The 22,433-nt window shown below is 67.4% G+C and carries 23 protein-coding genes; 10 read left to right on the plus strand and 13 right to left on the minus strand.

Annotated elements, in window-relative coordinates:
- Window position 1: 1 nt before the first annotated feature.
- The 7 genes from ACN22W_RS16875 to ACN22W_RS16905 form a co-directional block, all read right to left on the minus strand.
- Complete coding sequence (locus tag ACN22W_RS16875) at window positions 2-919, minus strand: ABC transporter permease subunit (RefSeq protein ID WP_129513191.1); 918 nt, start codon at window positions 917-919, stop codon at window positions 2-4.
- A 4-nt stretch (window positions 920-923) separates the two neighbouring features.
- Window positions 924-1,934, minus strand: coding sequence for an ABC transporter permease subunit (locus ACN22W_RS16880; protein WP_011353491.1), 1,011 nt, complete (start codon window positions 1,932-1,934; stop codon window positions 924-926).
- A gap of 116 nt (window positions 1,935-2,050) precedes the next feature.
- A complete protein-coding gene (locus ACN22W_RS16885) occupies window positions 2,051-3,679 on the minus strand; it encodes an ABC transporter substrate-binding protein (RefSeq protein WP_129513192.1) in 1,629 nt (542 codons plus the stop codon).
- 314 nt (window positions 3,680-3,993) lie between these two features.
- Window positions 3,994-5,301, minus strand: a complete 1,308-nt coding sequence (locus ACN22W_RS16890) for an MFS transporter (protein WP_048248306.1) — start codon at window positions 5,299-5,301, stop codon at window positions 3,994-3,996.
- A 188-nt stretch (window positions 5,302-5,489) separates the two neighbouring features.
- The gene (locus ACN22W_RS16895) at window positions 5,490-5,801 is read right to left on the minus strand and encodes a high-potential iron-sulfur protein (RefSeq protein WP_048248305.1); all 312 of its coding nucleotides are present in this window, start codon (window positions 5,799-5,801) and stop codon (window positions 5,490-5,492) included.
- A gap of 137 nt (window positions 5,802-5,938) precedes the next feature.
- Window positions 5,939-7,048, minus strand: coding sequence for an NAD(P)/FAD-dependent oxidoreductase (locus ACN22W_RS16900; protein WP_129513193.1), 1,110 nt, complete (start codon window positions 7,046-7,048; stop codon window positions 5,939-5,941).
- Window positions 7,049-7,189: 141 nt separating this feature from the next.
- Window positions 7,190-8,170 (minus strand): AAA family ATPase, encoded by a 981-nt coding sequence (locus ACN22W_RS16905; protein WP_129513194.1) that lies wholly within the window; start codon window positions 8,168-8,170, stop codon window positions 7,190-7,192.
- 239 nt (window positions 8,171-8,409) lie between these two features.
- On the opposite strand from ACN22W_RS16905, the gene ACN22W_RS16910 reads away from it, so the two are divergent.
- From ACN22W_RS16910 to ACN22W_RS16955, 10 genes are all read left to right on the plus strand, one after another.
- Window positions 8,410-9,129, plus strand: coding sequence for a nitroreductase (locus tag ACN22W_RS16910; RefSeq protein WP_419685466.1), 720 nt, complete (start codon window positions 8,410-8,412; stop codon window positions 9,127-9,129).
- A gap of 146 nt (window positions 9,130-9,275) precedes the next feature.
- Complete coding sequence (locus ACN22W_RS16915) at window positions 9,276-9,764, plus strand: hypothetical protein (protein ID WP_129513196.1); 489 nt, start codon at window positions 9,276-9,278, stop codon at window positions 9,762-9,764.
- A 5-nt stretch (window positions 9,765-9,769) separates the two neighbouring features.
- Window positions 9,770-10,585, plus strand: coding sequence for an endonuclease/exonuclease/phosphatase family protein (locus tag ACN22W_RS16920; protein ID WP_129513197.1), 816 nt, complete (start codon window positions 9,770-9,772; stop codon window positions 10,583-10,585).
- 110 nt (window positions 10,586-10,695) lie between these two features.
- Window positions 10,696-11,343 carry a LysE family translocator gene (locus tag ACN22W_RS16925; protein ID WP_048248299.1) on the plus strand — a complete coding sequence of 216 codons (648 nt, stop codon included), beginning with the start codon at window positions 10,696-10,698 and terminating at the stop codon, window positions 11,341-11,343.
- Window positions 11,344-11,570: 227 nt separating this feature from the next.
- Window positions 11,571-12,341, plus strand: a complete 771-nt coding sequence (locus tag ACN22W_RS16930) for a ferredoxin--NADP reductase (protein WP_129513199.1) — start codon at window positions 11,571-11,573, stop codon at window positions 12,339-12,341.
- 416 nt (window positions 12,342-12,757) lie between these two features.
- Window positions 12,758-13,573 (plus strand): quorum system sensor histidine kinase RqpS, encoded by an 816-nt coding sequence (gene rqpS, locus ACN22W_RS16935; RefSeq protein WP_419685467.1) that lies wholly within the window; start codon window positions 12,758-12,760, stop codon window positions 13,571-13,573.
- Between the two features lie 7 nt (window positions 13,574-13,580).
- Window positions 13,581-14,237, plus strand: a complete 657-nt coding sequence (rqpR, locus tag ACN22W_RS16940; protein ID WP_048248296.1) for a response regulator transcription factor RqpR — start codon at window positions 13,581-13,583, stop codon at window positions 14,235-14,237.
- Window positions 14,238-14,453: 216 nt separating this feature from the next.
- Entirely contained in the window at window positions 14,454-15,860 is a 1,407-nt protein-coding gene (locus ACN22W_RS16945; protein WP_129513201.1) for an amino acid permease, read from the plus strand.
- A 546-nt stretch (window positions 15,861-16,406) separates the two neighbouring features.
- Complete coding sequence (locus ACN22W_RS16950; protein ID WP_419685468.1) at window positions 16,407-16,910, plus strand: hypothetical protein; 504 nt, start codon at window positions 16,407-16,409, stop codon at window positions 16,908-16,910.
- Between the two features lie 251 nt (window positions 16,911-17,161).
- Complete coding sequence (locus tag ACN22W_RS16955; protein ID WP_343495017.1) at window positions 17,162-18,187, plus strand: XdhC family protein; 1,026 nt, start codon at window positions 17,162-17,164, stop codon at window positions 18,185-18,187.
- A gap of 91 nt (window positions 18,188-18,278) precedes the next feature.
- Here the strand turns inward: ACN22W_RS16955 and ACN22W_RS16960 are convergent, their stop codons facing one another.
- The 6 genes from ACN22W_RS16960 to fliE all read right to left on the minus strand — a co-directional run bounded on the left by ACN22W_RS16960 (window position 18,279) and on the right by fliE (window position 22,317).
- Complete coding sequence (locus ACN22W_RS16960; RefSeq protein WP_193099365.1) at window positions 18,279-18,998, minus strand: PepSY-associated TM helix domain-containing protein; 720 nt, start codon at window positions 18,996-18,998, stop codon at window positions 18,279-18,281.
- 269 nt (window positions 18,999-19,267) lie between these two features.
- On the minus strand, window positions 19,268-19,585 hold the full coding sequence (locus ACN22W_RS16965; protein WP_343495019.1) for an EscU/YscU/HrcU family type III secretion system export apparatus switch protein: 318 nt from the start codon (window positions 19,583-19,585) through the stop codon (window positions 19,268-19,270).
- Complete coding sequence (locus ACN22W_RS16970) at window positions 19,582-20,955, minus strand: flagellar hook-length control protein FliK (protein ID WP_419685469.1); 1,374 nt, start codon at window positions 20,953-20,955, stop codon at window positions 19,582-19,584. The genes ACN22W_RS16965 and ACN22W_RS16970 overlap by 4 nt, the downstream gene beginning before the upstream one ends.
- A 94-nt stretch (window positions 20,956-21,049) precedes the next feature.
- Entirely contained in the window at window positions 21,050-21,382 is a 333-nt protein-coding gene (locus ACN22W_RS16975; protein ID WP_129513206.1) for a flagellar protein FliT, read from the minus strand.
- Window positions 21,379-21,813: a flagellar export chaperone FliS gene (gene fliS, locus ACN22W_RS16980; protein WP_129513207.1), complete on the minus strand. Its 435-nt coding sequence runs from the start codon at window positions 21,811-21,813 to the stop codon at window positions 21,379-21,381. Before fliS ends, ACN22W_RS16975 begins: the two co-directional genes overlap by 4 nt.
- 159 nt (window positions 21,814-21,972) lie before the next feature.
- Complete coding sequence (fliE, locus tag ACN22W_RS16985) at window positions 21,973-22,317, minus strand: flagellar hook-basal body complex protein FliE (RefSeq protein WP_129513208.1); 345 nt, start codon at window positions 22,315-22,317, stop codon at window positions 21,973-21,975.
- Between the last annotated feature and the right edge of the window lie 116 nt (window positions 22,318-22,433).

Consider the following 22,433-nt stretch of genomic DNA (forward strand, 5'->3'; position numbering starts at 1 on the left):
GTCACGCCATCCGTTTCAGTTTGGGATCGAGCGCGTCGCGCAGCCCGTCGCCGAGCAGGTTGATCGCAAGCACCGAAATCAGGATCGACAGGCCGGGCATCGTCACGATCCACCATGCGTTGTCGATGTAGTCGCGTGCGGACGCCAGCATCGCGCCCCACTCGGCGGTCGGCGGCTGAACGCCGAGACCGAGGAAGCCGAGCGCGGCCGCATCGAGGATCGCCGACGAGAAGCCGAGGGTCGCCTGCACGATCAGCGGCGCCGTGCAGTTGGGCAGCACCTGCGAGAACATCAGGCGCAGCGTGCCGGCACCGGCCACGCGCGACGCCGTCACGTATTCCTTCTGCAGCTCGCCGAGCGCCGACGCGCGCGTAAGGCGCACATAGGCCGGCAGCGCGACGATCGCGATCGCGAACATCGTGTTGATGAGGCCCGGGCCGATGATCGCGACGACCGCGACCGCGAGCAGCAGCGACGGCAGCGCGAGCAGCACGTCCATGATGCGCATCACGGGCGTGTCGGCCCACTTCTGGAAGAACGCGGCGACGAGCCCGAGCACGATGCCGGGGATCAGCGCGAGCACGACCGACACGAAGCCGATCCAGAACGACATCCGCGCGCCGTACATCAGGCGCGAAAGAATGTCGCGGCCCGCTTCGTCGGTGCCGAGGATGAATTTCCAGTTGCCGCCGTCGAGCCATGCGGGCGGGATCTTCACGTAGTCGCGGTATTGCTCGACCGGGCTGTGCGGCGCGATCAGCGGCGCGAGGAGCGCGATCAGGATCAGCGTGAGCACGACGATGCCGGCGCCGACGGCGCCGCGGTTGCGCGAGAAGTTGGCCCAGAACTCGCGCAGCGCGAGCGCACGGCCGCCGGCCGGCGCGGTTTCGGTCGGCAGGGTGTTTTGCAGATTGCTCATGGGATTACCTCGTGTGGCGGATGCGCGGATTCAGCACGCCGTACAGCAGGTCGACGACCAGGTTCACGACGATCACGAGCGTCGCGATCAGCAGGATGCCGCCCTGGACGACCGGATAGTCGCGGCGGCCGATCGCATCGATCAGCCACTTGCCGACACCGGGCCACGAAAAGAGCGTCTCGGTCAGCACGGCGCCCGCGAGCAGCGTGCCGATCTGCAGGCCGATCACGGTGACGACCGGGATCAGCGCATTGCGCAGCGCATGCACGACGACCACGCGCGCGGGCGACAGCCCCTTCGCGCGGGCGGTGCGGATGTAGTCCTCGCGCAGCACTTCGAGCATCGACGAGCGCGTCATCCGCGCGATCACCGCGAGCGGGATCGTGCCGAGCACGATCGCGGGCAGGATCAGGTGGCTGACCGCCGACTTGAACGAGCCTTCGTCCGGCGCGAGCAGCGCGTCGATCAGCATGAAGCCCGTCGGGTGCGGGAAGTCGTATTCGACGGCGATGCGCCCCGACACGGGCGTCCAGCCGAGGTATGACGAAAACACCATGATGAGGATCAGCCCCCACCAGAAGATCGGCATCGAATAGCCGGTGAGCGCGGTGCCCATCACGCCGTGGTCGACGACCGAGCCGCGCCGCAGCGCGGCGATCACGCCGGCCGGCAGCCCGACGGCGAGCGCGAACACGAGCGCGCACAGCGACAGCTCGACGGTCGCCGGGAAGCGCGCGAAGAACTCGCCCGCGACGCTCGTGTTGGTGATGATCGACGTGCCGAGGTCGCCATGCAGCGCACGGCCGATGTAGTGGAGGTACTGCATGGGCAGCGGCTGGTCGAGCCCGAGGCGTTTCATCGCCTCCGCATGCATGGCGGGATCGACGCCGCGCTCGCCCATCATCACTTCGATGGGGTCGCCCGGTATCAGGTGAATCAGCGCAAACGCCAGGATGGTGATGCCGATGAAAGTCGGGATCACCATGCCCACGCGGCGCAACACGAATGTGAACATGATGCGTCTCGTATTTTCTTGTGGGAAATGTGCGACCGGCGACGGGAAGCTCGTGGCCTCCCGCCGCCGGATGAATTACCGGTTTCGGTCTTCGTAGACAGCTTACGCCGGTCGTATTACTTCACGCCGACACCGTCGAAGCGTGCATAGCCGAGCGGCTCGATACGCATGTCAACGACGTTCTTGCGCACCGGCTGGTAGACCGTCGAGTTCGCGATCGGCGAGAACGGCAGCTGCTGCGCGAAGATCTGCTGTGCCTGCATGTAGAGCTTCGTGCGCGCGTCCTGGCCCGTCGTCGTGCGGCCCTTCTGGACCAGCTCGTCGAACGGCTTGTAGCACCAGTGCGAGAAGTTGTTGCCCTTGATCGCTTCGCAGCCGAGCAGCGTGCCGAGCCAGTTGTCGGGGTCGCCGTTGTCGCCCGTCCAGCCGATCAGCATCGTGTCCTGCTCACCCGTGTGGGCGCGCTTGATGTACTCGCCCCACTCGTACGTGACGATCTTCGCCTTCACGCCGATCTTCGCCCAGTCGGCCTGGATCATCTCGGCCATCAGGCGGGCGTTCGGGTTGTACGCGCGCTGCACGGGCATCGCCCACAGCGTGATCTCGAAACCGTTCGCATAACCGGCCTTCGCGAGCAGCGCCTTCGCCTTCGCGGTGTCGTACGTGGCCATCTTCAGGTTCTTGTCGTACGACCATTGGGTCGGCGGCATCGGCGCGCTGGCGGCCTGGCCGGCACCCTGATAGACGGATTCGAGAATCGCCTTCTTGTTGATCGCCATGTCGAGCGCCTGACGCACCTCGAGCTTGTCGACCGGCTTGTGCTCGACGTTGTACGCGAGGTAGCCGAGGTTGAAGCCTGCCTGCGACGGCATGTCGACGCCCGAATCGGCCTTCAGCGTCGCGATGTCGGCCGGACGCGGATAGCTCATCACCTGGCATTCGTTGCGCTTGATCTTCTGCACGCGCACGCCCGGATCCGGCGTGATCGAGAAGATCAGCTTCGAGATCTTCACTTCGCCCTTCTTCCAGTAATCAGGATTGCCGTCGAATCGGATCGTCGCGTCCTTCGTGTAGCTGCGGAAGATGAACGGACCCGTGCCGACCGGCTTCTGGTTGATGTCGGCGGCCTTGCCGGCCTTCATCAGCTGGTCGCCGTATTCGGCCGACAGGATCGACGCGAATTCCATCGCCATGTTCTGGATGAACGGCGCGTTCGGTTCGGCCAGCGTGAACTTCACAGTGTACGGATCGACCTTCTCGACCTTCGTGATCAGCTTGTCGAGGCCCATGTCCGTGAAGTACGGGAACGACACCGGGTACGCCTTGCGGAACGCCTGGTTCGGGTCGAGCATGCGCTGGAACGAGAACAGCACGTCGTCCGCGTTGAATTCACGCGTCGGCTTGAAGAAGTCGGTCGTATGGAACTTCACGCCGTGGCGCAGGTGGAACGTGTACACCTTGCCGTCGGGCGATACGTCCCACTTCTCGGCGAGCCCCGGCTCGACCTTGGTGCCGCCGCGCTCGAATTCGACGAGACGGTTGTAGACGGTGAACGTGGCGGCGGTGAAATCGACGCCGGTCGTAAATTGCGCGGAATCGAAACCCGCCGGGCTGCCTTCTGAGCAGTAGACGAGCGTTTTGTTCGGGATCTGTGCGAATGCAGAGCCCGCGACGCCGAGCGATGCCGCTGCCACGCCTGCAATGGCGGTAACACGCAGGGTGTGCAACAGACGGTTGTATTCCATGTTTCCTCCAGGTCTCCAGATCGGAACCGGTCCCGCCAGGGGCCGGTGTACGCGGATATTACTTGAGCTAACGATAGTGCAACAAGCTGGAGAAAAAACTCTTCTAGACACGCACGCGCGGGTTTTTGCGGATGTATCGCGCCGGCGAAAAATGCGAAAACGCGCGCGAGCGACAGTTCCGTTCATCCCGCGCAAGTTTCCTTCGACCACTAAACAATTCGGGCGCGAATGCGAACGCGAACCGCGACGTTTTCCGCGTCGGGCCGCACATCATTGCGTTTTGCGAAACGATCCGATGACGCGCCCGTAGGCCGTCAGGCCGGCGCGTCGAGGTCGGCGCTGCGCGCGGGCACGAACGCGACCGCGACGATCGACAGCGCGAGCCCCGCCATCACGTAATAGGTCGGCGCGAGCGGCGTGCCCGTGACCTTGATCAGCCACGTGACGATGAACTGTCCGAAGCCGCCGAACAGCATCACCGCGACGTTGTAGGCGATCGACAGCCCGGTCGAGCGCACGTTGGCCGGGAACAGCTCGGCGATCATCGCGCCGAACGGCCCGTAATAGCCGGCGAGCGTCACCGACAGCACGGCCTGCACCGCGATCAGCCGCCCGATGCTCGGCGCCGCGTCGAGCCACGCGAACAGCGGATACATCAGCGCGAGCGTCAGCACGAGCGACCACAGCGACAGCCCCTTGCGGCCGATGCGGTCCGACCACGCGCCCGCGACCGGCGACAGCACCATCAGCAGCAGGTTGCCGACGATCACCGCGTAGAACGATTCGGCGTAGGGCAGCTTCAGCTGCTTCACCGCGAAGGTCGGCAGATAGCTGATCAGCACGTAGATCGTCACCGTCAGCGCGATCACCGAGCCGAGCCCGCACAGCACCTCGCGCGGGTGGCGCGTGAACACGTCGCCGAGCGTCGCGCGGGGCGCGCTCTGCTGCGCATGCAGGAACGCTTCGGAATCGGCGAGGTGGCGGCGGATGTAGAAACCGATCGGGCCGATCACGAGCCCGAGGACGAACGGCACGCGCCAGCCCCAGCTGTGCAGCGCGTCGTGCGACAGCCCGCGCGTGACGGCCGCGCCGACGAGCGCGCCGATCAGCAGCGCGGCCGCCTGGCTCGCCATCTGCCAGCTGCCGTAGAAACCGCGTTTCGAGAACGGCGCGGCCTCGATCAGCAGCGCCGTCGCACTGCCGAATTCGCCGCCCGCGGAAAAGCCCTGCAGCAGGCGGCCGAGCACGATCAGGATCGGCCCGCCGATGCCGATCGCCGCATACGGCGGCGCGATCGCGAGCAGGAAGATGCCGGCGGTCATCAGCAGGATCACAAGCGACAGCGCGGCCTTGCGGCCGGCGCGGTCCGCATACAGCCCGAACACGATGCCGCCGATCGGGCGCATGAAGAACGCGACGCCGAACGTCGCGGTGGTCAGGAGCAGCGACGAATATTCGCTGGAGGTCGGGAAGAACAGCTCGGCGATCACGACCGTCATGAAACCGAACACCGTGAAGTCGTACCACTCGAGCGCATTGCCGATCACGGCAGCCGCGACCGCACGCCGGTTCAGCGCACGCTCGGGCCGGATCGTTTTCGTTGAATTCGCAATCGTCGCCATGCTGCCTCGTCCTCGTGAATTCGCCGTGTCGGCCGGCGCGGCACGCGGTGTGCCGCAGCGCGCTGGTTTGCAGCGAGTGTAGAAAGCGACGGAACCGTTTTCAAGCAATAAAAACGCCCGCCATCTTTCGATGGCGGGCGTTTTGCGGTTTTCGCCACATTGCGGCATCGCACGATGCCGCCGCGGCTTCAACCCATCTTCGAGAATGCGCTGCACCAGCCCTTCGCCGACACCTGCTTGCCGGGGAAGGCGCCGCACGGGCCCGAAGCCGAACCCTTCTTGCCCTGGTACAGCATGCAGGCCGCGCAATCCTGGCCCGCCGCGTATTTCGGGTACTTCGTCTTGTCGACCTTCGTGGCATCGGCCTTGTAGCCGAGCGCCACTGCGGTCGGATCGGTTTCCGACAGCATCGGTGCATCGGCCAGCGCTTCGCGCGACAGCGCCAGCGCGGAGACGACGCCAACGCTCGTAATCAGGAAACTCCGACGGGATGTTTTCATGGGGGACTCGCTCCAACGTTATCGGTTTGAAAGCTGTTCTGGCGACAGCCGTTCGACAGAATAACGCTCAAGCGAATAAATGTGCGCGCCGAAATCCTGGAGATAAGGGATTTCACACGGCCGGCGCGCGCGCCGCGTCAGCGGTAAGCCGCCATGTCGCCCACCCGCTGCGCGAGCGCGAGCGACGCGGTGAGCCCCGGCGACTCGATGCCGAACAGGTTCACGAGCCCGCGCACGCCATGCTGCGCGGCGCCCTGCACGATGAAGTCGGCCGGCGGCTCGCCGGGCCCCGCGAGCTTCGGCCGGATGCCCGCGTACGCCGGCTGCAGCGCGTCGTCGGGCAGGCCCGGCCAGAATGCGCGGATCGACGCGTAAAACGCGCTCGCGCGGGCCGGATCCACTTCGTAGCGCAGCGAATCGCACCATTCGACGTCCGGCCCGAAGCGCGCCTGCCCGGCAAGGTCGAGCGTCAGGTGCACGCCGAGCCCCGCACGGTCGGGCATCGGGTAGATCAGGTGCGAGAACGGCGCGCGGCCCGACAGGCTGAAGTAATTGCCGCGCGCGAGATAAAGCGGCGGCACCCAGCGCGGGTCGAGGCCGCGGGTGCGGCGCGCCAGCGCCTGCGCACCGAGGCCCGCGCTGTTGATCACGCAGGCGGCTTCGATCTCGGTCGGCGCATCGCCGCCCGTCCGAACGACGAAACGCCCGCCGCGCAGCACGTCGATCGATTCGACCGGGGATTTCAGCGCGCACACGGCGCCGTCGCGTTCCGCGGCGCCGAGCAGCGCGAGCATCAGCTGGTGGCTGTCGACGATGCCGGTGGACGGCGAGAACAGCGCCGCCACGCATTCGAGCGCGGGTTCGAGCGTCTGCGCCTCGGCATGCGTGAGCGGCAGCAGGTCGAGCACGCCGTTTTCGGCCGCGCGCGCGGCGATCGCCTTCAACTGCTTCACCTGCGCGGCGCTCGTCGCGACGAGCAGCTTGCCGGTACGCCGGTGCGGCACGTGATGCGTCTCGCAGAATTCGTACAGCAGGTCGCGCCCGTGCACGCACGACATCGCCTTCAACGACCCGCGCGGATAGTAGAGCCCCGCGTGGATCACTTCGCTGTTGCGCGAGCTCGTGCCCGTGCCGATCGCATCGGCGGCCTCGAGCACGAGCGTGTCGCGCCCGCGTGCGGCCAGTTCGCGCGCAATCGCAAGACCGACCACGCCCGCGCCGATGACTACACAATCCATCTGCTCCATGACGTTTCGCGTCGCTAACGCGTCGAGGGGAGAGAAGAGAATTGTACGTCCCGGCTCATTCGCTTGCCGAACGGATGCGCATCGCGCCGCCGCGCGCGCGGCGCGGCGTGCGAATCCCGCCGCCGTGCGCGCGCCGCCGGTTCAGAAGCCGATCGGCCGGCGCTTCGCGGCGCCCTCGTCGGCGCGGATGTCGCCCGGCGCGATCGCGTCGCGACCGTCGAGCCGCGCGGCGCCGAATGCATGCAGCAGCGCGCGGCGCATCGTGCGCGGCGGCGTCGCGGCCAGCACGTCGAGCGCGTCGTCGCCGAGCATCTCGGGGAAACGCCGCCCCCACGCATGCGACGTGCGGATCTCGTCGTAGATCGTCTGCGCGATCCGGCGCGCGCCGGCCGCATCGGGGGGCGCGATCTCGTACACGTTCATCCGGTTGAGCAGCGGCTCCGGAATCGCCTGCGCGTCGTTCGCGGTCGCGATCCAGATCACGTTGCCCGCATCGATCGGCACTTCCGCGAATTCGTCGACGAACGCGCGCGCGGTGTCGTGCTCGAGCAACGCATACAGCGCACCGAGCGGATCGTATTGCGCATCGCTGCCGGCCTTGTCGATCTCGTCGACCGCGATCACCGGGTTCGCGTAGCTGCCGTTCACCAGCGCCTCGAACACCTTGCCCGGCTTCGCGTTCTTCCATTGCGACGACGCGCCCGACAGGATCCAGCCGGCCGTCAGCGAACTCATCGGCACGTAGTGGTATGCGGTGCCGAGCAGTTGCGCGAGTGCCTTCGCGAAATGCGTCTTGCCGATGCCGGGCGGCCCGAGCAGCAGGATCGGCATCAGTTCGAGCCGGTCGTCCGTTTCGAGGCACAACGCGACCTGCTTGCGCACGTCGCCGAGCGGCTCGGTGAAGTTGGGCAACGCGTCGCCGAGCGTGTCGAACGACGGCATCCGGTTCGGCTTCACGCAAAAGCGCAGATTGCCGGTCTTGAGCATCCTCTCGTAGGTCGCGCGCAGTGCGTCGCTCGCGCTCTCGTTCAGGTCGCTCAGCGCGGTCTCGACCTGCTCGAGGTCGTACACCGTGCTGAAGGACGCCACCGCCAGTTCCTGTTTCACCATCGCCGTCGTCATACCAACCTCGCTGCCGCTTGCTGTCACACAACCATCAGACCCTTACGATTTCAGTGTAGCGGTCCCGTATCCGCACGCAAGCAAGCAGCCGCGCGAGTGTGCTGCTAACAGCCGGCGCGCGCTGCACGCCTGCGCACCGCGGCGTATGATCGTCGGTTCACCCACCCATTCACCCGCCGAGCCGGCCCTCGCCGACGGCGCCCGCGCGGCGCGTCGCGCCCGGTCCCGAAGGTATGCCGATGTCCGTTTCCACTGCCTCTGCGCGCGTCGATGCCGATGCGATCGGCGCCGTCGACGCGGCGCTCACGTCGCGCCGCGCGATCCGCGCGTTCCTGCCGACACCCGTGCCGCGCGACACGCTCGAGGCGATCCTCGAAGCCGCGAGCCGCGCGCCGTCGGGCACCAACATCCAGCCGTGGCGCGTGTACGTCGCGACGGGCGCCACGCGCGATGCGCTCGCCGCCGCGCTGAGCGCAGCCCACGACGATCCCGCGCGCGACGAGAAATACGTCGCCGAGTACGACTACTACCCGCGCGAATGGGTGTCGCCGTATATCGACCGGCGCCGCAAGGTCGGCTGGGACCTGTACGGCCTGTTGAACATCGGCCGCGACGAAAAAGCGCGCATGCACGCGCAGCACGCGCGCAACTTCCGTTTCTTCGATGCGCCGGTCGCGTTGTTCTTCACGCTCGATCGCGTGATGACGCACGGCGCGTGGCTCGATTGCGGGATGTTCCTGCACGGTGTGATGACGGCCGCGCGCGCACGCGGGCTCGATACCTGCCCGCAGGCCGCGTTCGTGCCGTTTCACCGGATCGTCGCCGAACATCTCGGCATTCCCGCCAACGAACAATTCATCTGCGGCATGTCGCTCGGCCATGCGGACCCCGACGCGATCGAGAACCGCCTCGTCACCGAGCGCGCGCCGGTCGCCGAGTTCGCGCGCTTTTTCGCTTGAAAACACGTGACGCGGCCCTACCTTTCGAAGAGGGCCGCCTCGCGCGGCGAACCTGTCGCGGCGGGTCCTGTCACATCACGATCGAAATCGTTCGGGCGTAAGATGTGCGTCCGTTCCCCGCTATTCCGCGTTTCCGGAGACGTTTCATGCTGAAACACGGCCTGGCCGTCCTGCTCGCGAGCATCGCGCTCGCCGCCCATGCGCAGAGCCCCGCGCCGGCCTCCGTCGCGTGGGAGATCCAGGTGGTGCGCGACGGTCAGACGATCGACACGTTCCAGCAACGCACCACCGTGGGTCAGACCCGCACCGATACCCATCGCTATCCTTCCGCCGTGCCGGTCGGCTGCGGCAATGCCGCGCGCGTCGTGCCGACCGAGCGCTCGCGCTCGGTGACGGTCGCGCCGCTCGCGGTCGACGCAAGCGCGAACACGGTGTCGCTCGCGCTCGACGTGCAGGAAACGCTCGACGACGAAAACGCGACGCGCAGCGATCCGTGCGTGCCCGCATCGCCGCGGCAGATCGTCGCAAGCCATCCCGGCCTGTCGGTCGGCGGCGACGCGTGGACCGACTGGACGCTCGTCGAACAGCACCCGCACCTCGTGTACCGCGTGCGTGCGCACGTCGCGAAGGACTGAGCGTCATGTCCGCCGACGCCCTGTCCCTGCCGTTCGCCGAACCGCACGCCGCACCCGACGAAATCACCGCGGTCAGCTGGAACCTGCACAAGGGCCGCTCGCCGCTCGGCTTCACCGCATGGAACGCGATGCGCAACTGGATGCAGTCGACGCACGCCGACGTGTATTTCCTGCAGGAAGCGATGGCACGCCGCATGCCGCGCCCCGTGCTCGCGCCCGGCTTCGGCGCGCAGATCGACGACGCGGTCGACGACGTGTGGCACTGCCAGGCCACCGAGATCGCGCATGCGCTCGACTGGCAGATCGCGCTCGGGCCGAACGTGTTCAAGCCGTCGTGGCGGCACGGCAACGCGATCCTGTCGCCGCATCCGCTCGACCTCGGCGGCCGCTGGGACATCTCCGCGCACCGCTTCGAGCGGCGCGGGCTGCTCGTCGCGCGCGCGACGCTCGCCGGCGCGCGCCCGGTCACGCTGCTGTGCGCGCACCTCGCACTCACGCGCGCCGCGCGGCTACGCCAGATGCACTGGATCGCGCACTGGATCGTGCGCAACGCGGGCGACGGCCCGCTGATGCTCGCCGGCGACTTCAACGACTGGCGCAACGATTCCGTCGCGCTGTTCGGCGAGATCGGGATGTCCGAGGTCGCGACGCTGCTCGGCGAATCGGGCCGCACGTTCCCCGCGTTCTCGCCGGCGCTCGCGCTCGACAAGATGTTCGTGCGCGGCCTGACGCCGCTCGAATGGCGCGCGCCGTCCGGCGAGGCCGCGTGGTTGTCGGACCACCTGCCGTACATCGCGCGCCTGCGCCTCGATCCGCCATAACGATCCCGCTCGCGGTTCGATCACGTTCCGCTGAAGCACGACCGCGCGGCGCACGTTACATTAACGGCTTGCCCATCCCGCCACCGCCCCGCCTCGGGGGCCGCGCCGCCATGTCCTACCTGCCGATCCTGCTGCAAATCGCCGTCGTCTATCTCGTCGCGGCAATCACGCCCGGCCCGAATTTCTTCATGATTTCGCAACTGTCGCTCGCGGGGCGGCGCAGCCTCGGCGCCGCGTCGGCGCTCGGCGTCGGCACCGCGTCGGTTGCGTGGGCGACGCTCGCGATGCTCGGCCTCGCGGCCGTGCTGCACCAGGTCGAATGGCTGTACGAGGCGATCCGGATCGGTGGCGCCGTGTATCTCGTGTATTTCGGCTTCAAGCTGCTGCGCTCGGGCGTGCGCCGCGACGCGGCGCCGGCCGACGCGCCGGACGAACGCGCGCCGCTGGCCGCGCCGCACGCGCGCGACTACCTGCGCGCCTATCGCAGCGGCCTGTTCACCTGCCTGACGAACCCGAAATCGTGTGCGTTCTGGACCAGCGTGTTCGCGGCGATGCTGCCCGCGCACGTGCCGCTGTGGTTCAACGGCGCGGTGCTGGTGACGATCGGCGTGCTGTCGGCCGGCTGGTATTCGTGCGTCGCGTACCTGTTCGCGAGCCCGCGCGCGCAGCGCGGCTACCGGCGCGTGCGGCGCCCGCTCGACGCGCTGTGCGGGGTGGCGCTCGTCGGCCTCGGCGCGAAACTCGCGGCCGACCGCTGAAAGCGATTTGAAATAATACGTTGCGCCAAATCCGCGCCACCACGGGGGTCAAGCCCGCGATCAGCGCCAACAGGGTAAAATAACCAGTTCGTCAATCGTCTGTCATCGAGAAGGCGCGTGTCCGACGCGCCGGCCGGCCGATCCGCGATCGGGCCGTCGCACTCGGTTTTTTTGCCCGTTTTTGGGCCCGTTACACGCGTTCGCCACGCGCGTCCGTTTTCAAAGCCATGAGCAAATACGACACCGCCACCGTCCAATCCGTCCACCACTGGACCGACACGCTTTTCAGCTTCACCTGCAGCCGTGAGGCGAGCCTGCGCTTCAACAACGGCGAATTCACGATGGTCGGCCTCGAGGTCGACGGCAAGCCGCTCGCGCGCGCCTACTCGATCGTCAGCCCGAACTACGAAGAGCATCTCGAATTCTTCAGCATCAAGGTGCAGAACGGCCCGCTGACGTCGCGCCTGCAGCACCTGAAGGTGGGCGACACCGTGCTGATCGGCAAGAAGCCGACGGGCACGCTCGTCGCCGACAACCTGCTGCCGGGCAAGACGCTGTGGATGCTGTCGACCGGCACGGGCCTCGCGCCGTTCATGTCGATCATCCGCGATCCGGACATCTACGACCGCTTCGACAAGGTGATCCTGACGCACACGTGCCGCCTGAAGGGCGAGCTCGCGTACATGGACTACATCAAGCACGACCTGCCGGGCCACGAGTACCTGGGCGACATCATCAAGGAAAAGCTCATCTACTACCCGACGGTCACGCGCGAAGCGTTCGACAACGAAGGCCGGATCACCGACCTGATCGCGACGGGCAAGCTGTTCACCGATCTCGACGTCCCGCCGTTCTCGCCGGAAAACGACCGCGTGATGCTGTGCGGCAGCACCGCGATGCTGAAGGACACGACCGACCTGCTGAAGCAGGCCGGCCTCGTCGAAGGCAAGAACAGCGCACCGGGCCACTACGTGATCGAGCGCGCATTCGTCGACTGATCAGTCCCCGAAATTTGTGCCGCATCAAGAACCGGAGCAAAAGCTCCGGTTTTTTTTTGTTCCTACTTGGCGAATTCGTAACAAACTGGGACCATTCCATCTCAAATAGTTACATTTGGATACGTCATCGGCCGGTGCTCGGGTGTCAGTGTTTTTCCTACAACACGTTCACGCCGATTATTCACATTTACCCTTAAATGTCCGCCCGACATGACGTTTTCAGAAATTTTGAGATATTATTCGCCGCGCGTGGTTGCCGTTCGGATGACAGTGGAAGGGTCGGATGCAAGTGTTACAAGACGTAACTTTTGTTACCTCGGTAGGGGGCGATTCTCTGGCGGCGACCGTCATCGAAACGGCAGCCGATCCACGCAGCCAACCGGTGTCTGAACCGCTTTCTGACAGCAGGGAGAGTCATGGATACGTCGCTTAACGCGCCCGCGGGCGCCCACGCCCCGTTCCCGTCGCGGCAGCTCGTGCACAGCGGCGCCGCTACTCCGCCCATTGCCAAAACCCCGTCGAAACGCGACGCATCCGCTGCGCGGATCGCGGCGCTGTCCGCCCAACTTCTGGCCGCCGACGAAGCCGCCCGCCGCCACCTGGCCGGCGAGCTGCACGACGGGCTCGGCGCCGAACTCACCGCCGCGCGTTTCGCGCTCGCAAACGTTCAAACGTGGCTGCCGGCCGATGCGCCGGACGGTTGTTTGCGTGCGCTGGAGCTGGCGCAGCAGGCGCTCGACGCCGCAACCGACGCCAATCGCCGGCTGATCGACGAGCGCGGCACGCCTGCACTCGACGCGGGCGTGGTCGGTGCACTGTCGTCGTGGGTCGACAGCCATGCGACGCGTACGGGCCTGCGCACGAGCTTCGTGTGCGCGGCCGACGCGCGCCTGACGCAGATCGCCGGCGCCAGTGCGCTCGCGGTGTTCCGCGTCGCGCAGGAAGCGCTGTCGAATGTCGCGAAACACGCGCGTGCCGCGTCGGTCGACGTACGGATCGCCACCGACGGCACGCATCTGTCACTGATTGTCTCCGATGATGGGACCGGTTTCTCGCGGTCCCGCCGCACCGGCTACGGCCTCGCCGGCATGCGCGCCCGCTGCGAGGCGTTCGGCGGCAGCTTCGAGACGGCCACGCCGGAAACCGGCCACGGCACGCGCGTCACCGCGCGCTTCGCGTGGGATTCGCTGCTCGCGGTGCCCGTCGCGGCACGCCGCGCGTCGCTTTCGTGAGGTCGTCATGAGCCTGAACATCCTGCTCGTGGACGATCACGCGATCGTCCGGCAAGGGATCCGCCAGTTGCTGCTCGACCGCGGCATCGCGCGCAACGTCACCGAGGCCGAGAACGGCGGCGATGCCATGGCCGCCGCCGACAAACAGGAATTCGACGTGATCCTGCTCGACATCTCGCTGCCGGACACGAACGGCATCGAGGTGCTCAAGCGCCTGAAGCGCAAGCTGTCGCGCACGCCCGTGCTGATGTTCTCGATGTATCGCGAGGACCAGTACGCGGTGCGCGCACTGAAGGCCGGTGCCGCCGGCTACCTGTCGAAGACGGTCAACGCCGCGCAGATGATCGGCGCGATCCAGCAGGTCGCGGCCGGCCGCAAGTACGTGAGCCCCGCGATGGCCGAGGCGCTCGCCGAATACGTGTCGTTCGAGAACGAACCGCTGCCGCACGAGAAACTGTCCGACCGCGAATACCAGACGCTCTGCATGCTCGCGTCGGGCAAGCGGCTCACCGACATCGCGAACACGCTGTCGCTGTCCGTGAAGACGGTGAGCGTGTACCGGTCGCGGCTGCTCGAGAAGATGCGGCTGTCGAACAACGCGGAGCTGACGTTCTACGTGATGAGCAACCAGCTCGTCGACATGGCGCCCACGGCCGGCGCCTGATTCGCCCGAGACACCCGATTCGCCGGATTCAACGGCGCGGCGCGCGCCGCGTCGCCCTCAACCGCCGCCCGTCTTGCGCGCAAGCGCTTGTTTTCTCGGACGATTCCGCGACGCGCCGCTGCATCGCAGCGGGTCTTGTTCGCCAAATCGGCTAAAATTACGGGTTTTCACTCAGTCAGCGCCGCCGCGCTCGCGCGCGCTGGCGATTCATCCGCAATGTCCCTCTTCCGCAAGAAAAACGTCGATCGCATGATCGCCGGCGCACACGCCGCCGGGCTCAAGAAAGCGCTCGGCGCGATCGATCTCACCTTCCTCGGCATCGGCGCGATCATCGGCACCGGCATCTTCGTGCTGACCGGCACCGGCGCCGTGCAGGCCGGCCCCGCGCTGATGCTGTCGTTCGTGATCGCCGCGATCGCCTGCGGCCTCGCGGCGCTGTCGTACGCGGAGTTCGCATCGTCGATCCCCGTCGCCGGCTCGATCTACACGTATTCGTACGCAACGCTCGGCGAGCTCGTCGCGTGGATCATCGGCTGGGACCTGATGCTCGAGTACGGCCTCGCGGCGTCGGCCGTGTCGGTCGGCTGGTCGGGCTACCTGCAGTCGCTGCTGCAGGGCTTCGGGCTGTCGCTGCCGGCCGTGCTGACGGCGGCGCCCGGCGCGGTGCCGGGCGTCGTCACGTGGTTCAACCTGCCCGCGTTCCTTGTGATGCTCGTGATCACGACGCTGCTGTCGATCGGCATCCGCGAGTCGACCCGCATCAACAACATCATGGTGTTCATCAAGGTGTCGGTCGTGCTGCTCGTGATCGCGGTCGGCATCTTCCACGTGACGCCCGCGAACTGGAAGCCGTTCATGCCGCACGGCTGGAACGGCGTGTTCGGCGCGGCGGCCGTGATGTTCTTCGCGTTCATCGGCTTCGACGCGGTGTCGTCGGCGGCCGAGGAAGTGAAGAACCCGAAGCGCGACCTGCCGATCGGCATCATCGCGTCGCTCGCGGTGTGCGCGGTGCTGTACGTGACGGTCGCCGCGGTCGCGACCGGCATCGTGCCGTCGGCCCAGTACGCGAACATCTCGCACCCGATCTCGTACGCGCTGCAGGTCGCCGGCGAGAACTGGGTCGCGGGCTTCATCGATCTCGGCGCGGTGCTCGGCATGCTGACCGTGATCCTCGTGATGAGCTACGGCCAGACGCGCGTGATCTTCGCGATGTCGCGCGACGGGTTGCTGCCGGCGACGCTGTCGCGCGTGCATCCGCGCTTCGCGACGCCGTTCCTGACGACCTGGCTCGTCGGCCTGTTCTTCGGGCTGATCGCCGCGCTCGTGCCGCTCAACGTGCTCGCCGAACTGATCAACATCGGCACGCTCGCGGCGTTCTCGATGGTGTCGATCGCGGTGCTCGTGCTGCGTCGCACGCACCCCGACCTGCCGCGCGCGTTCCGCTGCCCCGGCGTGCCGGTGGTACCGATCCTCGCGGTCGCATCGTGCCTGTTCCTGATGCTGAACCTGCAGCCCATCACGTGGGCCGCGTTCGGCATCTGGCTCGTGATCGGCCTCGTGATCTACTTCCTGTACTCGCGGCATCACTCGAAGCTCGCGCACGGTCACGAAGACGCGCACTGATCGCCGCCGTGCCGCACGCGGCACGGTGCGCACCCGCGGGGCCGGATACCGGCCCCGCACCCTCCCGACCCTTCCATCGTTCGTCACGTCGCCACGTTGCGTTTCCTGCAACGATTCGTGCGGCAATTCCCATTCTCACCGATCGTTTTCCGAATACCGATATATTCGATTCGGATCAGCACATCAATCGATTAAAAATGTAATTCGATTGAATTGAATATGAATAGGATAAAATAATCTCGCGATCGATGTTGAACTCTTGCATTCGTCAAACTAGTATTCAGGTCGGCCGAGCGCACACACCCGCCCAGCCTTGATCAGACGGGGAAGACGCCGCAGCAGGGGCGCGGCGCGATGCAATCGATTTCATCGAATCGCTTTTTCATTAAACAGAAATTCATTGCGCGTTCATAAACGAATTTTCAGCACACCTTTAATTAATCACAATTAAAACCGGATACTCCGGTCGCTGGTATTGAATTGCCTCCATCCGGAGGCATGTCGCTGCACCTGTCCGAAGTTCAACAAGAACCAGAGAGGTCTGTCATGAGCAATACATTGGTCAACGTCACGGCAAAGGTCGAAATCAACGCGGCCAACCAGACGATTGCGGGGCTCAGGGATTATCAGAGCAAGAACTGGGCGATCGGGCTGAACGGGGATACGCTCGCGCCGGACGGTTTCCTGACGTTCTTTACCGAGCGCAACCTGCCGTTCAGCTACTACGTCCGCGCGCGTGGCGTCTCGGTCGGCGAGCCGAGCGCATACCAGGCGAACATCGAGACGCTGACGCAGCACATCGCCGCGATTCGCGCGTCGGAGACGAACCAGGTCCAGGCGACGATCCGCGAGCTCGAGCTGTACAAGTCGAGGAACTGGGCGATCGGCCTGAACGGCACGACGCTGCAGCCGGACAATTTCCTGCCGTTCTTCGGCACCCGCTCCGTGACGTTCGAGTACTACGTGCGCAGCGGCGGCGTCGAGCTTGGCACGTCGAGCGCGTATGACAACAACATCCGCAACCTGACGCAGTACCTGGGTTCGCTCTGACGCATCGCCCGCCGGGCGGATCCGCCCGGCACCCCACCAGCGCGCCTCGCCCGGACCAGCCCGGGCGGGCGCCGACCGACTCCGCTACGGGTCTCGCCTTCGGATGGCGCACCCGCCATCCGCGCCGCCCCGCCTTCCCGCGTCGCGGCTTCCCTGCTCGCCCCCCCTTCCTGCACGCTTGCGCCGGGCGGTTCATAATTCCGCCATCGAACGACGGGCCGCCAGGCCCGTCCTGTAACTGGAAACCGATGATGGAAAGTGTGGATCTCGACGTGCTGAAGACGAGCGCGCGCTGGCTCGAGGAAGGGCGCCGCGTACTGCTCGTCACGGTCGTGAAGACGTGGGGCTCGTCGCCGCGCCCCGAAGGCGCGACGCTCGCGGTGCGCGAGGACGGGCTCGTGGTCGGCTCCGTGTCCGGCGGGTGCATCGAGGACGACCTGATCGCCCGCGTGCACGCAAGCGGAATCGCGGCCGATGCGCGCCCGGAAGCGCTCAAGTACGGCGTGACGGCCGAGGAAGCGCACCGCTTCGGGCTGCCGTGCGGCGGCACGATCCAGCTCGTGCTCGAGCCGCTCACGCGCGACAGCGGGATTGCCGCGCTGTGCGCGGAAGTCGAGGCCGGCCGCCTCGTCACGCGCACGATGACGCTCGCGACCGGCCGTGCGTCGCTGTCGCCCGCGCAGGCGACCGACGGACTCTCGTTCGACGGCGAGCGGCTCATGACGATCCACGGGCCGCGCTACCGGATGCTCGTGATCGGTGCCGGCCAGTTGTCGCGCTATCTGTGCCAGATCGCGGTCGGGCTCGACTACCAGGTGACGGTGTGCGATCCGCGCGAGGAATACACGGATGCGTGGGACGTGCCGGGCACGCGCGTCGTGCGCACGATGCCGGACGATACGGTGCTCGACATGAAGCTCGATGCGCGCTCGGCCGTGATCGCGCTCACGCACGATCCGAAGCTCGACGATCTCGCGCTGATGGAGGCGTTGAAGACGCCCGCGTTCTACGTGGGCGCACTCGGCTCGCGGCGCAACAACGCGGCACGGCGCGAACGGCTGCGCGAATTCGACTTGAACGAAGCGGAACTGGGCCGGCTGCACGGGCCGGCCGGCATCTACATCGGCAGCCGGACGCCGCCGGAAATCGCGATCTCGATCCTGGCCGAGATCACCGCCGCGAAGAACAACGTGTCGCTGCCGACGATCCTGCAGGTCGAGGGTGCAAAAGCCGCGCGGGAGATCGCGGCGAACAGCGGCGCGGCCTGCGGCCTCTGATCCGCACCGGCGAACCGCTTCGGCCGCGCCGGATGCACCGGACGCACGGTCGAAACGGTTCGCGCCGGCGGCAGGCCGGCGCGAGCGTCGATCAGGTCAGGCCGGCGGCAAGCGCCGCGGCGACCGAACCGACGACCAGCACGACGCCGACCGTGCGGCGCTTGTTCAGCTCGGTCCACAACAGCACGCCCGTCAGCGACAGCAGGATCAGCGAGCCCGCGATCGTATCCATCAGCAGCACCCAGCCGAGGTTCATCCCGACGCCGCGATGCAGGTTGTTCAGCGTCGTCAGGAACGTGTTGCCCGTGCGCTTCACCGACACGTAACCATTGCCGACCCAGTATTCGGCCTGCAGGTTCTGGTGCGGCCCGAACAGGCCCATCTGCCAGTGCTCGGGCTGCATCACGCGCCGGTCGCCCCACGCAACGGCCTGCGCGGGCTCCTTGCGCATGCGGCCCGGCTTGCCGTCGAAATGCAGTTCCTGCTGCAGCCATTTCGTCATCGCGGCGGGTGTCTTCGGCACCGACGCCGGCAACGCGATCTGCATCTCCTCGACCTGCGGCTCGCCGGTCGAAATCTTCAGCGGCGGCGCACGGTGGTTGAGCAGCACGCCCGTCACGCCGAACAGCAGCCCGAGCACCGCGCCCCACAGCCCGACCCAGCCGTGCACCTTGCGCAGCCACTTGATGAAGGTCGCCCGGCGCGAGCGCTGGCGGCGCGCGGCCAGTTCGTCGTCGCTCAGCGGGCGGGCCACCGGGCGCAATACGGTGACGCCTGCGCGGGGCGGATTGATCGTTTCGGGCGCGTTCACGCGAAAGTATCCATTCGTTCAAAACAACGGGCGGCGCGCAGAAATCGCACGCCGCCCGAGCAACATGAAAATGAGAATGGATATCATTACACAAATCAAATGCCGGCTCAATCCGTCCGGGGACTCAGCGGCACGCTCGGCGAGCGATGAAATTCGAACGAAGCGCGCACGTTGCGCCTCGATGACGATCGATAGACCACAAATGCCGACAGAATGACCATGCAAGGCCGAGACAGCATTTCGTAAGAAGCCGCGCGATGCCGGGCCGTTCAGCGCAGCGGCGGCAGCGGGAAACGCGGCACGGTGTCGTCCGGCCCGGGCTCGGTGCGATCGAGCGCGTACAGCCACGCGAGCAGATCCGCGACGGCCTGGTAGAGCTGCGGCGGAATGCGATCGTCGAGGTCGACCTGCATCAGCAGCGACACCATCTCCGGCGCCGTATGCACGTACAACCCCGCATCGTGCGCGCGCGCGACGATCATCTCGGCCAGCACGCCGTAACCCTTCGCGACCACGCGCGGCGCCGCATCGCCGCCTTTCGGGTCGTAGACGAGCGCGGCCGCGCGCTTGCGGGACGTCATGCTCATTGCCACGCCTCGTCATCGCCGCCCGGCGCGCGCGGTGCCGGTCCGCCGGCCGCGCCGCGCGCATACGCGGCGGCCGCCGCCTGCGCGGCAAACAGGTCGAAACCGTCCGGCCCGTCGTCGACCGCGCGGATCGACAGCCCGCCAACCTGCAGCCCCGAGCCCTCGAGCCGCTGCCGCAGCGCGGCCTCGTGCCGCGCGAGGCGGTCGGCGCCCGTCTGGTTCGCCCGCAGCCGCGCGACGAGCTGCGTGCCGTTCAGCACCAGCTCCGCGTCGACCGTGCCGAGTGACGGCAGCGTCAACGTCAGGCGCGTGCGCCAGGCAATGCCGTCGCCCGCGTCGTCGCCGCCGTGCGGTGCGCGGTTGCCCGGATCGTCGGGCTCGATCGTCCAGTCGAGCCGCGCGCCGGGCCACGCCTCGCCCGCCCAGCGGAACTGGTCGGTCGCGAGCGCGTCGAGCTGCTGCCGGACGATCGGCACGGCGGCCGGATGCACGGGCGTGAGTGTCTGCGCCTGCGGATCGGACGACGCGCCGGCCAGTTCGGCGCGCGCGGGCGTCCAGCGCGTGTCGGCACGCGCGTCGAGCGGATCGGCCGTGTCGTGCGGCAACGACGCGCCCTGCCGGGCGGCCGCCGGCAAAGCCTGGGCGGGGTCGCGAGCCGGCGCGCCGCCTTGGGCCGGTGCGCCCGGTTGCGCGGCTGTCCGCGCGTTCGCGGGCAGCGGCAGGCGCTGTGCGAGCAGCTCGTCGAGCACATCGGTCGAGTCGTGCTGCGCGGCATCCGGGTCGATCGGCGCGAGCGTAGCCGTCAGGCGCGCCTGCGGCTCGCGCATCAGCGCCGCGAGCGGACGCTGGCCGGCCAGCCACTGCGCCAGATGGGATTCGTAGAAGAGGCCGCTCTCGCTCACGGCCTGCGCGAGCGCCGCGCGCAGCGCCGCGACCGGCGGCAGCCCGGCCGCTTCGCGCGCAGCCGCGGCGGACGACGCCGCCGCGGGAGCCGGCGTGGAAGACGTGGAAGACGTGGAAGGCGCGGCCGGATCGGACGTGGCCGGCGCACGCGCCGGCACGGTCGTCTCGGTCAGCAGCACGGTGGGATCGGCCAGCAGCGGCGTGCGCCCGGCGATGACCGGCGTCGCATCGCCGCCCGCGCGCGAGATCGCGTCGAGCACGCGCCCGACATCGGACAGCGCGGTCTGCGTGGAAGCCGGCGGCGCGGCGGGCGGGCTGGCGGGCGCGGGCGAGGACGACGCGCCGGCACCCGGCGTGCCGACCTGCGCGGTCGCGCCGCCGCCGGCGGGCGCCGACACGGTGCCGGTCAGCAGGCTGTCGAGACGGCTCGCCAGCAGCGCGGCTGCAACGGGGTCGATACCGGTCATGATCGGAGCCTGCTCACCTCAGCCACATCGTTGCGAATCCGGGAACGGCACATCCGTGCCGCCCTCGGGAACAGCGCGCCTGCGGTAACGGGCCCTACCCGCGCGCGCGGTAGAGATCGGTCAATACCTTGGTCGAGCGCCGCGCCTCGAACAGCGCGGACAGCCGCGCGACGTCCGGGCTCGCGAGATCGCGGATCGCGGCGTCGTCGGCCAGGATGCGGCGAATCAGGTCGAGCTTGCGGCCGAGATCCGATTCGTCGAGCGCAACGCCCGGATCGGCCTCCTTCAGCCCGTCGACGAGTTGCAGGAATTCGGCCTGCAACCCCGGCAACGCGCTCCAGTCGGCGCCGCGCGCGGCGCACAGCATCCGGCCCGACACGGCTGCGAGCGCCTCGTAACGAGCGAAGTATTCGGCCTTGCGATTCATCTTGATGCTTCCACTGCCTGTTGCGCGGCCATGCGCGCGGCTTCCGGGGCAATCCCCGTCCATGCTTCCTCGAGCGTCGCGAGCAGCCCGTCGACTTCGACCAGCATCGCATCGCTCGCCTGCGCGTTCGCTTCCAGCAGACGCCGGCCGATATACGCATAGAGCCCATCGAGCCGATCCGCGATCTCGCCGCCCACGTCGCGGTTCAGCGACGCCTTCAGGCCGCTCTCGACGATCCGGATCGCCTTGCCGATCGCTTCGCCGCGCGCGGACACGTTGCCCTGCTGCAGGTGCATACGCGCCAGTGCAATCGCCTGCCGCGCCCCCTGGTAGAGCATCGCGATCAGCCGGTGCGGCGAGGCGCCCATCACCCCGGTCTCGACGCCGACACGCGCGTAGGCATTGGCTCCAGCGTGTCCTGGGGAAAACATGCGCATCTCCTTGTCATGCGGTAGCTATATGGGAGCCGCTGCCGTGCATCGCACGACGCGGCCTTCTCCGGAGTTATCGGAAGGGATTTGGAAAGCTTTAGGCGCGCGGGGCCGCCGCCGGGCGCGGAAGGTCGGCCCGCCGGGCCCGCCCGGCCCCCGTCACACCGACATCTGCATGATGTCGTTGTAGGCGCTCACGAGCTTGTTGCGGACCTGGAGCCCGAACTGGAAGCCGATGTTGGCTTTCTGCATGTCGACCATCACGTCGTTCAGCGACACGTTCGGCGCGCCGACCTCGAACGCCTGCGCCTCGCCGGCCGCGTGCTGCTGGTCGCCGCTGATCTTGTCGAGCGACGCCTTCATCGCGCTCGCGAACGTGCTGGCCGTCGCCGCGCCCGAGCCGGCAAGCGCCGCCGTCGGGCTCGCGACGCCGCCGGACGCCTGCGCGGCCATCGACTGCATCTGTTGCAACACCGAACCGATCCCGCTGACGTTCGCAGTCATGCTGTCCCCAGAATTGAGAGAAGAGACCCGGACGCACCGGGCGTTTCCGCCGGTGCCGCACCACGCGCACCATGCCGGATCGCAGCAAAGAATAGCAGCGCGCCGTGCGTCAAAGC

This window comes from Burkholderia theae, from assembly GCF_048565265.1.
In the GTDB taxonomy this organism is placed as follows: Bacteria; Pseudomonadota; Gammaproteobacteria; order Burkholderiales; family Burkholderiaceae; genus Burkholderia; species Burkholderia theae.